This window comes from Klebsiella sp. P1CD1, from assembly GCF_003790505.1.
GTDB lineage: Bacteria > Pseudomonadota > Gammaproteobacteria > Enterobacterales > Enterobacteriaceae > Klebsiella > Klebsiella variicola.
The window spans coordinates 2,977,025-2,989,033 of the sequence record NZ_CP033631.1; the positions used below are offsets into that span (position 1 = coordinate 2,977,025).

Below are 12,009 nucleotides of genomic sequence, written 5' to 3' on the forward strand. Positions count from 1 at the left end.
GGGATAAAACAGGAAGGATGGTGGCCAGAGACACCTTTACATGCCCGGTGACGGCTGCGCCTTACCGGGCCTACGAGCTGTCTCTGCCCGCGCCGTAACGATCCAGGCCGGGCAAACGCAGCGCCGCCCGGCATCGGCAGCCGGGTTTAGCTGCCGCGGTAGGTCGACCACCCGCCCGGGGCGATGAGAAACGGCAGATGGAAATGGTCATCTGCCGCCTCGCCGATAACAAAATCAATCTGCGCCCGGGTAAAGACGCTCTCCCGCCCGGCGCGGGCAAACCACGCCCCGGTTTCCGCCGTTAAGCAATAGCTCCCCGCCGGCAGCGGTGCGGCGCTAAAGGTGGCGATACGCCCCTGGGCGTTGGTCACCAGGGTCACCAGCGTCTCGCCCTCCCGACTCAGGCTGACCGTCACGCCTTCCGCCGGCCTGCCGGTGGAAATATCCAGAATATGGGTGCTCAGGGTACTCATTCGCCAATCACTCCTTCCAGTCTTAACATCGTAATCTCTCGCAGCTGGGCAAGCGCCTCAGTCACTTCTTCGTCGGCGGTATGCTGCAGTCGGCGCGTCAGCGCCTGTAAAATCGCTTCGCCGCTGCGCCCTTTGGCGCGGATTAAAAACACCCGGCCAAAACGGGCCTCGTAGCGGGCATTGCCCTCCTGCAGGGCCTGCGCGAGCCGCTCATTCTCGCTGTCCACCGCCGACTGCTCCTGGCGCGACAGCGCCGCGTGCGCCTGGCCGCCGGTCGGCTTTTCACCGATCCGTGGATGGGCGCTGAGCGCCGCGTTCAGCTCGTCCTCTCCCCAGTAATCCATCGCCTCACGGGCAGTCTGCAGTAGCGCATGACGGCTGGCAAAAGGTCGCAAGTTCACCAGCGTCTCGCCCCAGGCCGGGATCGCCACGCAGGGGGCCAGCAGCCCCACTGCCTCATCTTTACTCAGGCCGTTAAACTGACTCAGCGCGATCATCCTGACTCCTTATCGTTTTCGTCGCCGCCTGCTCCTGCGGCAGAATAAGGTTCAGCGCTATCGCTACCAGCCCACCGCTGGTGGCCGCCGAACCGAACAGATCGCCGACCATCGGCGGAAAATGGCTGAGAAACGCCGGCACTGACTCCACGCCAAGGCCAGCACCAAACGCCAGCCCCACAATCAGCACATCGCGACGGCTCAGCGGGGTCTGGGTAATAATCCGGATCCCGGCCGCCACTACACAGCCAAACATCACCATCGTGGCGCCCCCCAGCACCGGCGCCGGGATCTGCCGCAGCAGTTCGCCCACCGGGGGAAACAGTCCAAGCAGGATCAGAATCACGCCAATGTAGCGTCCGACATAGCGGCTGGCCACCCCGGTCATCTGGATCACGCCGTTGTTCTGCGCGAAGGTGGTGTTCGGAAAAGCACAGAGCATGGCGGCCACCATACAGCTGACACCGTCCGCCAGGATACCGCCCTTCAGCCGGTTACGAAAAGCGTGATCATCAATAGACTGTTGCGAAATCAGCGAGTTGGCTGTCAGATCGCCCACCGCCTCCAGAATACAAACCAGCGACACCAGGGCGACCGGAAGAAATATCGCGCTGTTAAACTGAAAGCCGAACGGAAACAGCGTCGGCAGGCGAAACAGAGTGTCGCCCAGGGGGTGAAGATGGAACTGACCGCTCAGCCCTGCCGCGACGCAGCCCACGGCAATGCCCACCACCACCGAGGAGAGCCGCAGCCAGCGGTTTTTGGCGCAGCTCAGCAGGACGATAACCCCGAGGGTGCCCGCCCCGAGCGCGATATTGCTCATGCTGGCGAAATCCTCGGCCTTTTCCCCACCGCACCAGTTGATGACGCTGACCTTGATCAGGCTGATGCCGATCAGCGCAATCACGCTGCCGGTAATAATAGGGGTAAAGATTTTCTTCAGCGGCTCAATAAAACGGCTGACAATCACCGGCACCAGAGCGGCGACAAAGTTAACGCCAAACAGCATCGCCATCATATCCTGCGGCCCGCCGCCCTGCGCTTTTACCCACATCCCTCCGGCCACCGTCACGCCGAGGAAGGCGAAGCTGGTGCCCTGCATGCAGATCATCCCGGCGCCAACGCCCCATACCCGATTGGACTGCAGAAAGGTGCCAATGCCCGAGGCCAGCAGCGACATACTGATGAGATACGGCAGCCAGTCGCCAAGCCCGAGGGTAGCGCCGATGATCAGCGGCGGCGTGATGATCCCCACCAGGCCCGCCAGCACATGCTGGAGAGCGCTGAAAAAGGCTGGAAGCGGTGGGATCCGCTGTTCAAGGCCGTAAAGCAAGCCACTGTAATGTTCGTCAGACATGGTGTAATCCCATAGCAAAGAGAAGTGCATGGGCTAGTGCACAAAGCAGGCCAGAGACGACAAAAGCGACCAGAAAATTTCATTAATGCTGCAAAATCATTAACTTAAATTACTCTATTTACCTATACCTCCCCACCGATGCTGAACCAGAGTGATGAAACGATAGATTCTCAATGCGACATTGAGAAACTTTTGATTCATAAAAAGGCAACCAATACCTCACATTGCACCGATGCGGTGCGTCATGACCTGTCTCTGTGCCTCTGGCAGGCGGTTTTCCTCCCTCCGGCGAACTGGTACGCAAATTGCTGTAGTCAGTCACAACATCGGGAGAAGGAGAAAAAAATGAAAGCAATCGTGATTGGGGCCGGCATCGGCGGCTTAAGTGCGGCAGTGGCGCTCAAACAGTCGGGGATCGACTGCGACGTCTATGAAGCGGTGAAAGAGATCAAACCGGTCGGCGCGGCGATTTCCGTGTGGCCCAACGGCGTGAAGTGCATGGCCCACCTCGGCATGGGTGACATCATGGAGACTTTCGGCGGGCCGCTGCGCCGGATGGCGTATCGTGATTTCCGCAGCGGCGAGAACATGACCCAGTTCAGTCTCGCCCCGCTGATCGAACGCACCGGCAGCCGCCCCTGCCCGGTCTCCCGGGCAGAGCTGCAGCGGGAAATGCTGGATTTCTGGGGACGGGAAAGCGTGCAGTTCGGCAAACGCGTCACCCGCTGTGAGGAAGATGCCGACGGCGTGAAGGTGTGGTTTACCGATGGCAGCAGCGCCAGCGGCGATCTGCTGATTGCCGCCGACGGCAGCCATTCCGCACTGCGTCCGTGGGTGCTGGGCTTTACCCCGCAGCGCCGCTACGCCGGGTACGTCAACTGGAACGGTCTGGTGGAAATAGATGAAGCGCTGGCGCCCGGCGACCAGTGGACCACCTTTGTCGGCGAAGGCAAGCGCGTCTCGCTGATGCCGGTCTCCGCCGGCCGGTTCTATTTTTTCTTTGATGTGCCGCTGCCGGCGGGTCTGGCGGAGGATCGCGACACTCTGCGCGCCGACCTCAGCCGCTATTTTGCCGGCTGGGCGCCGCCGGTGCAGCAGCTTATCGCCACCCTCGACCCGCAGACCACCAACCGTATTGAAATCCATGATATCGAGCCGTTCAGCCGCCTGGTGCGCGGCCGCGTCGCGCTGCTCGGCGACGCCGGACACAGCACCACCCCGGATATTGGCCAGGGAGGCTGCGCGGCGATGGAAGATGCGGTGGTGCTGGGCGCCGTTTTCCGCCAGACCCACGATATTGCGGCCGCGCTGCGCGAGTACGAGGCCCAGCGCTGCGACCGGGTTCGTGACCTGGTGCTGAAGGCGCGCAAGCGCTGCGATATTACCCACGGGAAGGATATGCAGCTCACCGAAGCCTGGTACCAGGAGCTGCGCGAGGAGACCGGGGAGCGCATTATCAACGGCATGTGCGACACCATCCTCAGCGGGCCGCTGGGCTGACCGTCGCCATGGATTCAATCACCGCACTCAGCGTCTGAATGGCCATTTGCGCGGGCCGCGAAAGCTGACGCGAGGGCGCGGTGCACAACGCCAGGGTCAGCGGTCGCAGCAGCGTACTGCGCAGCGGGATAAAGGCCAGCTGTCCGCGCTGGACTTCGTCCAGCACGTCGAGCAGGCTGAGGAGCGTCACGCCGCTGCCGCGCAGCACCAGCGACTTGATGAGCCGGATATCATTGCAGCTGATGGTATTCTCCGGCGCAAAGTCATGGTGGCGATAGAGGAGCGCCACCCGCTCATGGACGATCAGCGGCGCGCCGGGCACGATATGCCGCTCCAGGCTGAGCTCGCCCAATGACAGCGCTTTCGCCCCCGCCAGGGGGTGGTCCGGGCGCATCACAATCCCCACCTCCAGTTCGGCAAAGGCCAGCACGCTGAGTCCGGCCTGCCCCTGCGGATCGAGGATCAGGCCGACGTCCAGGTCCGCCTGACGCACTTTCTGGCTGACGGTGTGGCTGTCGGCCACCTGCAGATCCAGTTCCAGCCACGGCCAGCTGGCGATGATCTCCGCCAGCGCGGCGGCGAAGCCCCCTTCCGCCAGCGCCTGCACCATCCCAACGCTGACGCTCCCGCGCTTCATCCCCTGCAGCTCATCAAATTTCTGCCGGGTCTGGCGAAACTCCTTTTGCCAGCGCAGCAGATTGTCATACAGCAGTTCACCGGCGGTGGTCATCCGCAGTCCCTCCGGCAGGCGCTCGAACAGCGGGGTACCGAAGGCCTCCTCGGCCTGCAGGATCTGGCGGTTAATTGCCGAGGCGGAGATATGCAGCTGCTCGGCGGCCCGGCGCAAGCTGCCGCAGCGGGCCACGGCGATAAAATAGTGGGCGAAACGGGAAAAAGGACTCATGGCACCCCTGTACTCTTTTTTGCAACAGCAGAGTGAATTAATGGTGATGGATGTGAACACCCTAATATGACAACAATAATCTCACAACAATAAAACAATCACCGATGTGAGCAGGAAGAGAAATCATGAAGACAATCACCCCCACGCCCCCCGCCCATTGCACCTTTGATCCAGAGGACTGGCTGCGGCTGGCCCGCTGCTGGCACCCGGTGGCCCGCGCCTGCGATATTACCGGCGCCCCGGTGAAAGCCACCCTGCTGGACGAACAGCTGGTTATCTACCGTATTAAAGGCCAGGTGGTGGTCGCCCGCGACGTCTGCCCGCACCGCGGGGTGCCGCTGACCCTGGGGTTTCATGAAGAGGAAGGTATCGTCTGCCCCTATCATGGCCTGCGCTTTGGCGAGGATGGCCGCTGCAACCGTATCCCCTCCAGTCCGGGGCAACCCATTCCGGCCAAACTGCATCTCACCAGCTTCGCCGTGGAGGAGCGCTACGGGCTGATCTGGACCTGCCTGGCCTGCGATCCGGACAATCCGCCGCCGTTACCGACCATGCCGCACTGGGACGACGCGGGATTTCAGCAAATCAACTGCCCGGCCTTCGAGGTGAAGGGATTTGCCGGCCGCCAGGTCGAAGGCTTTCTCGATGTCGCCCACTTCGCGTGGATCCACACCGACACCTTCGCCGATCCGGACAACCAGCAGGTGCCGGACTACACCCCGCAGGAGACGCCGTTCGGCTTTGTTGCCGACTACTGGAGCTCGGTGGGCAATTACCCGGCCAGCTCCGATTTCCGCGCGCCGGAAGGGTTCCAGTGGCTGCGTCACTTTGAAATGCATCTGCCGTTCACCGCTACGCTGACCATCCATTTTCCCGCCGACGCCAGGCTGGTGATCATGAACGCCGCCTCGCCGGTGTCGTCACGGGTGACGCGGATGTTTGCCCCTATTGCCCGCAATTTCGATCTGCACGTGCCGGTGGAAGACGTACATGCGTTCAACCTGCGGGTGTTCGAAGAGGACCGCCTGATGGTAGAAACCCAGCGTCCGGAGCGGCTGCCTCTGGATCTGACCCTTGAGGCGCATATTCCGGCAGACCGTAGCTCCATCGCCTACCGGCGCGGGCTGAAGAAAATGGGTTTTGGCGATTTCTTTCTGGTATGAGTGGAGGTCATATGCGCGACATATTCCCCGTGGTGGTCGATGGCCTGTGGCGTCAGGGCGCGAAAAATCTGGCCGTTCGTCTGGTGAGCGCCGAGGGGCAACCGCTGCCGGCGTGGACACCCGGCGCCCATATCGATCTCCATCTTCCCTGCGGGCTGATCCGCCAGTACTCCCTGACCGGCAGCCCGGCCGAACGGGATCACTATCTGCTCTGCATCGCCCGCGAGGCGCAGTCCCGCGGTGGCTCAGGCTATGTCCACGACACCCTGCGCCCGGGACAACCGCTGATGATCTCTGCCCCGCGCAACCACTTTCCGCTGCACGAGGGCGGCCATGTGGTGCTTCTCGCCGCCGGGATCGGCATTACGCCGCTGCTGGCGATGGCCCACGCCCGGGCGGCGTCCGGCGCCAGCTTTACGCTGCACTATTACGTTAGCCGTGCGCAGGAGGCCGCCTTCGCCACCGAGATCGCCCGCCAGCTAACCGGTGGAATCTGCCAGATCCACTGCTCAGACGAGGGGCAGAGTCCGCGCCAGCGGCTGGCGCAGGATCTGGGGGCTCCGGACGCCGACACCCGGGTCTACTTCTGCGGTCCGCCCGGATTTATGGCCCGGGTTCGCGATACCGCGCGGTCGGCCGGATGGGAGGAGGCGCAATTGCACAGCGAAGCGTTCCAGCCGCCCGCCCCGACGGCAGCGTCAGCGGCGGACGGAACCTTCACCATCACCCTCGCCTCCACCGGGGAACGCTGGCCGGTCCCGGGGGACAAAACCATCGCCCAGGTGCTACAGGAGCATGGCGTCGCGGTGCCGCTCTCCTGCGAGATGGGGATCTGCGGCGCCTGCCTGACGCCGGTGCGGGAGGGAACCGTCGACCACCGGGATACCGTGCAGTCGGAGGCGGAAAAACAGGCCGCAGAGCAGCATATTGCGCTGTGCTGCTCCCGCAGCCTGTCGGCCAATTTAGTTATCGATCTCGCGGGATAAGCGGCCCGTCTCCGGCCGGTCAGCGCTGGCGACCGGTTTCACCCGCACGGCGGCGAAAACAATCACCATCGCGCTCAACAGCAGCAGACCGCTGCCGGTGAAGACGCCGCTGGCGCCGTGCAAATCAAACACCGCCCCGCCGCCGGCGGCCCCGGCGCTGATGGCCAGCTGAATAGAGGCGACCAGCAGACCGCCCGCGCTTTCTGCTTCATCCGGCACGGTGGTGGCAAGCCAGGTGGACCAGGCCACCGGCACCAGACCGAAGGCAAATCCCCACAGGGCGACCAGCAGCCCGTCCAGCATGGTCAGATGGCCAAACGTCACCATCAGCAGCGCCAGAACGCTCATCATCAACGGCACCAGCGCCAGGGTCAGGCGCAGGCTACGGCTCAGCAGATAGCTCGCCACCGAGGTGCCGATAAAGTTAGCGATACCGAAGCCGAGCAATATCAGCGAGACCCCTTCGACACTGGCCTGCGCCACGGTCTCAAGGAACGGCCGCAGGTAGGTAAAGAAGGCGAAATGGCCGCTAAAAATCAGGATTGTCGCCAGCATGCCGCCCAGCATACCGGGACGGCGCAGCACCCTGAACAGCGTGGAGAAGGTCCCGACGCTCTCCGGACGCATGGAGGGCAGCACCCACAGTTGCCAGAGCAGCGCCAGCAGGCTGGGTATCGCACAGAGAATAAATACGTTGCGCCAGCCGATCAGCTCGCCAAGATAGCTGCCGAGCGGCGCGGCTACCACCGTAGCGACAGACACCGCGGAAAAGATGATCGCCAGCGCCTTCGGCACATGGGCCGCCGGCACCAGACGCATCGCCGTGGCAGTGGACATCGCCCAGAAGCCGCCGATGGCGACCCCCAGCAGCAGACGGCCCAGCAGGAGAAACGCCAGCGAATCGGCAAAAGCGACCATCAGGCTGGAGACTATCTGCAGCACGGAAAAGAACATCAGCACCCAGCGGCGATCGATATTGCGGGTGGCGGTGGCGATCAGCAGGCCGGTGACTAACGCCACCAGCGCCGTCGCGGTGACCGCCTGTCCGGCCATCCCTTCACTGACCCCGAGGCTGCTGGCCATCGGCGTTAACAGGCTGGCGGGCAGAAACTCGGCCACGATCAGGCCGAACACCCCGAGGGCCAGGGCATAGACGGCGCGCCAGGCAGGTTTGGCGGGTGACAGGCTCGCGTCAGCAGCTATGCAGGAACTCATATACATCTCTCCAGTTTTATTAACATCCTGGTCATCTTAGGGCCTTACCTTTGGACGATATATGATGCATACTCTTCAGTTATTGATTATTCGTCCGGAATTACCATGAGCCAGCCTGGCATCGACCTGACCAGCGAACTGTTGCGCGGGATGCGCCTCTCCGGCGTTAACTACCGGCGCATCGAAACCGCACGCCCGTTCGGCGTCGGCTTTAGCGCCGTGGCGGGTAAAGCCCAGTTCCATTTCATCAGCCGCGGGCCGGTGCTGCTGCGCATGGCCAGCGGAGAACAGTTCACCCTCGAGAGCGGCGATGCACTGTTTATTCCCAACGGCGACGGGCACGCCCTGCTTTCTGATCCGCAGGCCACGGTGGTCAATGTGGCCCAGCTGCCCAGCGAAACGGTGTGCAGCACGGTAAGCTGTATCAACGCCGGCGGCCGCCCGGACTGCCCGGAGCGCGCCGTCATTTTCAGCGGTTGTATGGATTTTGAGCTCGGCGGCATGCAGCCGCTGGTGAAGGCCATGCCCGAGGTGATGCGGGTCAGCAGCCTGCTAAACACCTGGCCGGAGATCCAGCCGCTGTTGGTAGCAATGGAGCGGGAATCCCTCACCCGCCAGGTAGGCTATGCCGGGATCCTCGCCCGGCTGGCGGACGTGGTGGCCGCGCTGATTGTCCGCGGCTGGGTAGAGTGCGGATGTGGCAACGCCACCGGTTGGGTACAGGTCCTGCGCGATCCCCGGCTGGCAAAAGCGATCTATGCCATGCATCAGCGCCCGGGGGTCAACTGGAAAGTGGAAGATCTGGCGCGGGAGGCGGGGCTTTCACGCTCGCTGTTCGCGGAACGTTTTCTCGCCGCGACAGACACCACCCCCGCCCGCTATCTGACCGAGCTGCGTATGCGGCTGGCGGTGCAGTACATCACCCACGAAGGCCAGGCGCTGGAAACGGTCGCCTTCAGCCTCGGGTATCAATCGCTGGCGGCCTTCAGCCGGGCCTTCAAACGCATCACCGGCCAGCCGCCGGGGGCCCTGCGCGCCACAGCACGCTAGATTCAGCTTTTATGTAAAGCGATACACGCCGTTGCCGACGCGAAAGCGCTGCCCCTTAAGCGCCGGGTTGGCGACGCGAAACACCAGTTCGGTCAGCTGGTTAGCGGGTCCTTCGCGGAAAGTAAACCACTGGCCGCCCACGTCCAGTCCCTGCTCCCCCTGTGGCGGGAAGCCCAGCAGCGCCTGCCAGCGATCGCGTACCGCCTGCGGATTGACCACCTCGAACACCGCCTGCTCAAGCGCAATGTCGCCCAGCGGGTGCGGCACGTCCAGTTCCTGAGCGCGCAGCCGCGCCAGCCGGGTGGTATCGTCTTCTCCCCACTGCAGCACAAATGGATAGACCAGCCCGTCAGTGTCGCCATCGATGGTGAAGATCCGCCAGCGGATGATATTGCCCTGCGGATCGTTGCGCTGACCATCGACAATCGGTGATACCGCCAACCCCTTGCGACGCAACTGGTCATGAGTGGCCTCGATGTCGTCGCTGCGCAGCGCCACCCGAAACAGCGCTTCGTTCTCCGGCAGCAACCGCTCGGCATCCCGCGAAAGCAGGAACCTGTCCGTCGCGGCGCGCAGTTCGTCCGGGTCGGAAATGGCGAGGAATTCGATATAGGTCAGGCCAAAATAGCTCAGCGCATTGCGGGTTCCCCACCCCGGATGTCGCCCTCCGGCCACCGCCCGCAGCTGCTGGTCGGCAAAGGTCTGAATGGCCGCTTCCGGCTGATTCACAAACTGTACTGCGTGGTCCCACTGCAAGGTTGCCATGATCTCTCCCGCGATTGTGCCTGTTCAGGCGCCTGCGGCAAAAGATAGTGCTGGGGTGAAGGGAATGGCAAACAAGAATTAAATATATCGAAAGCTGGATAAGTGATTTATATCAACGCGGTATGTTGAGTCTAACCGGTGATGAAACGGCGGGCTAAGAACCGCCCGCCGGAGGGATCAGACCGACCCTTCTTTCTCGATCACCAGAATACGCGCCGCCCCCTGCGGATGGGCGACATGCTCGCATCCCACTTCGGCGTAGAAGATATCGCCGGCGTTCAGCATGATGACCTGCTCCTCGCCGTCGACTTTCACATGCATCGCCACCTGACCATCCATCACGGCAAACACCTCCTGACCATCGTTGATGTGCCAGATATAGGGTTGGTCGGTCCAGTGCAGACGCACGGTGGTCCCGGAAAAATTGGCGATATCCAGCGCGCCCCACGCGCGGTCGGCGGTGAAATCTTTACTGCTCCAGCTCTGCATGATGGTGTCCTGTGGTAAGGGTTATTTTTTCTGCCAGTTTGCCCAGGGATCCGCTTTCTCCACCGGCGCGTCATCATCAAGGGAGGCGAGATACATGGCCTCCACCTCTTTGCGCGCCCACGGCGTCCGGCGGAGAAATTTGAGGCTGGACTTAATGCTGGGATCGCTTTTAAAGCAGTTAATGTTGACCTGGCGGGCCATTTCCGCCCAGCCATAGCGCGCCACCAGGGCATTGAGCAGCGCTTCCAGCGTCACGCCGTGCAGGGGATCTTTCGAGCTGTACATTACGATACGTCCGTTCCGCATTAAAAAAGTGCGCCTACCTTACTGGCTCTGACCGACGGGCGCAACCGGCTTCATTACGCGCTTCGCGCCTATATCTATTTAACGCAAAAGCACTGAACCCCGCGCGGTCATAAATTAGAAAATAACGTTATTGGTTGCTTATTTGGCCTTGAGGCAAGCTGTGTTCAGCCCCGGACAGAGGAAATCACCATGCGCTGCTGTTGTGCCCGAACCCTGAACCTGAATCAACCCATAACTTATTACCCCGTTTTCGGAGAACACAATGAACGCGACCACCCTGCCGATTCTCGACCTGGCCCGCTACGCGGACCCCGCGGATAAAGCGGCCTTTCTGGCCGACCTGCGTCACGCCGCCCGCGACATCGGCTTCTTCTATCTGATCAATCACGGTGTCGACGACGCGCTTCAGTATGAAGTTCAGCGCCAGTCTCAACGCTTTTTTGCTCTCGATGAGGCGCAGAAACAGCAGGTGGCGATGATCCACTCCCCCCATTTTCGCGGCTATAACCGCGCGGCCTCAGAGCTGACGCGCGGCCAGCCTGACTGGCGAGAGCAGTTTGATATCGGCGCCGAACGTCCGGCGCTGACCCTCAGCGACGACGCCCCGCGCTGGCAGCGCCTGCAGGGTCCGAATCTGTGGCCTGCCGCCCTGCCGTCGCTTAAACCGGTGTTACTTCACTGGCAACAGCAGATGACCCAGGTGGGCATCCGCCTGCTGCGCGCTTTTGCCGAAGCCCTGCAGCTCCCGGAGAATGCCTTTGACCGGCTCTACGGCGAGAAACCCAACGAGCATATCAAACTGATCCGCTATCCCGGCCAGCAGGAGACCCAAAGCAGCCAGGGCGTCGGCGCCCATAAAGATTCCGGTTTCCTCAGCTTCCTGCTGCAGGACGAACAGAAAGGACTGCAGGTAGAGGTCGCGCCTGGACAATGGATCGACGCCGTGCCGCTGGCCGGCAGCTTTGTGGTCAATATTGGCGAACTGCTGGAGCTGGCGACCAACGGGTATTTGCGCGCCACCGTCCATCGCGTGGTGTCGCCGCCGGCGCAGCAGCAGCGCCTCTCCATCGCTTTCTTCCTCGGCGCCCAGCTTGACGCGGTGGTGCCGGTTTACACCCTGCCGCCCGAGCTGGCGCGTGAAGCGCGAGGTCCGGACAGCGACCCGCACAATCCGCTGCTACGCGATGTCGGCTGGAATTATCTCAAGGGCCGTCTGCGTTCCCATCCGGACGTGGCGGAACGCTACTATCAGGACGTGTTTCGCGAACGCGCCGAGCAATTGATCGTTTAACCATAACTAAAAA

General features: G+C 62.3%; 13 protein-coding genes. 5 read left to right on the forward strand and 8 right to left on the reverse strand.

What is annotated here, in order from left to right:
* Window positions 1-146: 146 nt before the first annotated feature.
* Genes uraH through DTA24_RS14880 form a run of 3 tightly spaced genes read right to left on the reverse strand, consistent with a single transcriptional unit; the run spans window position 147 to window position 2,327 of the window.
* Window positions 147-473 (reverse strand): hydroxyisourate hydrolase, encoded by a 327-nt coding sequence (uraH, locus tag DTA24_RS14870; RefSeq protein ID WP_008804921.1) that lies wholly within the window; start codon window positions 471-473, stop codon window positions 147-149.
* Complete coding sequence (gene uraD, locus DTA24_RS14875) at window positions 470-970, reverse strand: 2-oxo-4-hydroxy-4-carboxy-5-ureidoimidazoline decarboxylase (RefSeq protein WP_008804922.1); 501 nt, start codon at window positions 968-970, stop codon at window positions 470-472. Before uraD ends, uraH begins: the two co-directional genes overlap by 4 nt.
* A complete protein-coding gene (locus DTA24_RS14880; protein WP_023340125.1) occupies window positions 948-2,327 on the reverse strand; it encodes a nucleobase:cation symporter-2 family protein in 1,380 nt (459 codons plus the stop codon). The genes uraD and DTA24_RS14880 overlap by 23 nt, the downstream gene beginning before the upstream one ends.
* Before the next feature lie 345 nt (window positions 2,328-2,672).
* On the opposite strand from DTA24_RS14880, the gene hpxO reads away from it, so the two are divergent.
* Window positions 2,673-3,827: an FAD-dependent urate hydroxylase HpxO gene (gene hpxO, locus DTA24_RS14885; protein WP_123836918.1), complete on the forward strand. Its 1,155-nt coding sequence runs from the start codon at window positions 2,673-2,675 to the stop codon at window positions 3,825-3,827.
* On the opposite strand, the gene hpxR is transcribed toward hpxO, so the two are convergent.
* Complete coding sequence (hpxR, locus tag DTA24_RS14890; protein WP_008804925.1) at window positions 3,808-4,731, reverse strand: LysR family hpxDE operon transcriptional regulator HpxR; 924 nt, start codon at window positions 4,729-4,731, stop codon at window positions 3,808-3,810. The two genes, hpxO and hpxR, sit on opposite strands and share 20 nt — an antisense overlap.
* Before the next feature lie 125 nt (window positions 4,732-4,856).
* On the opposite strand from hpxR, the gene hpxD reads away from it, so the two are divergent.
* Together hpxD and hpxE are read left to right on the forward strand one after the other, a co-directional pair.
* Window positions 4,857-5,894: a molybdenum cofactor-independent xanthine hydroxylase subunit HpxD gene (hpxD, locus tag DTA24_RS14895; RefSeq protein ID WP_004148366.1), complete on the forward strand. Its 1,038-nt coding sequence runs from the start codon at window positions 4,857-4,859 to the stop codon at window positions 5,892-5,894.
* Window positions 5,895-5,905: 11 nt separating this feature from the next.
* Window positions 5,906-6,880 carry a molybdenum cofactor-independent xanthine hydroxylase subunit HpxE gene (hpxE, locus tag DTA24_RS14900; protein WP_023340124.1) on the forward strand — a complete coding sequence of 325 codons (975 nt, stop codon included), beginning with the start codon at window positions 5,906-5,908 and terminating at the stop codon, window positions 6,878-6,880.
* Here hpxE and DTA24_RS14905 read toward each other — a convergent pair.
* Window positions 6,857-8,095, reverse strand: a complete 1,239-nt coding sequence (locus DTA24_RS14905; protein ID WP_023340123.1) for an MFS transporter — start codon at window positions 8,093-8,095, stop codon at window positions 6,857-6,859. The genes hpxE and DTA24_RS14905 overlap by 24 nt on opposite strands.
* A gap of 105 nt (window positions 8,096-8,200) precedes the next feature.
* Between DTA24_RS14905 and DTA24_RS14910 the strand changes: the two genes are divergently transcribed.
* Window positions 8,201-9,145, forward strand: a complete 945-nt coding sequence (locus tag DTA24_RS14910; protein ID WP_008804928.1) for an AraC family transcriptional regulator — start codon at window positions 8,201-8,203, stop codon at window positions 9,143-9,145.
* Between the two features lie 9 nt (window positions 9,146-9,154).
* Here the strand turns inward: DTA24_RS14910 and DTA24_RS14915 are convergent, their stop codons facing one another.
* The 3 genes from DTA24_RS14915 to DTA24_RS14925 form a co-directional block, all read right to left on the reverse strand.
* Window positions 9,155-9,910: a VOC family protein gene (locus tag DTA24_RS14915; protein ID WP_023297599.1), complete on the reverse strand. Its 756-nt coding sequence runs from the start codon at window positions 9,908-9,910 to the stop codon at window positions 9,155-9,157.
* 177 nt (window positions 9,911-10,087) lie between these two features.
* The gene (locus tag DTA24_RS14920) at window positions 10,088-10,399 is read right to left on the reverse strand and encodes a cupin domain-containing protein (RefSeq protein WP_004205936.1); all 312 of its coding nucleotides are present in this window, start codon (window positions 10,397-10,399) and stop codon (window positions 10,088-10,090) included.
* A 21-nt stretch (window positions 10,400-10,420) separates the two neighbouring features.
* On the reverse strand, window positions 10,421-10,684 hold the full coding sequence (locus tag DTA24_RS14925) for a VF530 family DNA-binding protein (RefSeq protein WP_032739894.1): 264 nt from the start codon (window positions 10,682-10,684) through the stop codon (window positions 10,421-10,423).
* 283 nt (window positions 10,685-10,967) lie between these two features.
* On the opposite strand from DTA24_RS14925, the gene DTA24_RS14930 reads away from it, so the two are divergent.
* Window positions 10,968-11,996 (forward strand): isopenicillin N synthase family dioxygenase, encoded by a 1,029-nt coding sequence (locus tag DTA24_RS14930; protein WP_008804931.1) that lies wholly within the window; start codon window positions 10,968-10,970, stop codon window positions 11,994-11,996.
* The last annotated feature ends 13 nt before the right edge of the window (window positions 11,997-12,009 follow it).

Excerpts from the sequence above, each read along its gene's own strand:
- uraD (WP_008804922.1), bottom strand. The coding sequence starts at position 970 with ATGATCGCGCTGAGTCAGTTTAACGGCCTGAGTAAAGATGAGGCAGTG.
- hpxD (WP_004148366.1), top strand. The coding sequence starts at position 4,857 with ATGAAGACAATCACCCCCACGCCCCCCGCCCATTGCACCTTTGATCCA.
- DTA24_RS14915 (WP_023297599.1), bottom strand. The coding sequence starts at position 9,910 with ATGGCAACCTTGCAGTGGGACCACGCAGTACAGTTTGTGAATCAGCCG.
- hpxO (WP_123836918.1), top strand. The coding sequence starts at position 2,673 with ATGAAAGCAATCGTGATTGGGGCCGGCATCGGCGGCTTAAGTGCGGCA.
- DTA24_RS14880 (WP_023340125.1), bottom strand. The coding sequence starts at position 2,327 with ATGTCTGACGAACATTACAGTGGCTTGCTTTACGGCCTTGAACAGCGG.
- hpxE (WP_023340124.1), top strand. The coding sequence starts at position 5,906 with ATGCGCGACATATTCCCCGTGGTGGTCGATGGCCTGTGGCGTCAGGGC.
- DTA24_RS14925 (WP_032739894.1), bottom strand. The coding sequence starts at position 10,684 with ATGTACAGCTCGAAAGATCCCCTGCACGGCGTGACGCTGGAAGCGCTG.
- hpxR (WP_008804925.1), bottom strand. The coding sequence starts at position 4,731 with ATGAGTCCTTTTTCCCGTTTCGCCCACTATTTTATCGCCGTGGCCCGC.
- DTA24_RS14905 (WP_023340123.1), bottom strand. The coding sequence starts at position 8,095 with ATGAGTTCCTGCATAGCTGCTGACGCGAGCCTGTCACCCGCCAAACCT.
- DTA24_RS14920 (WP_004205936.1), bottom strand. The coding sequence starts at position 10,399 with ATGCAGAGCTGGAGCAGTAAAGATTTCACCGCCGACCGCGCGTGGGGC.
- DTA24_RS14930 (WP_008804931.1), top strand. The coding sequence starts at position 10,968 with ATGAACGCGACCACCCTGCCGATTCTCGACCTGGCCCGCTACGCGGAC.
- uraH (WP_008804921.1), bottom strand. The coding sequence starts at position 473 with ATGAGTACCCTGAGCACCCATATTCTGGATATTTCCACCGGCAGGCCG.
- DTA24_RS14910 (WP_008804928.1), top strand. The coding sequence starts at position 8,201 with ATGAGCCAGCCTGGCATCGACCTGACCAGCGAACTGTTGCGCGGGATG.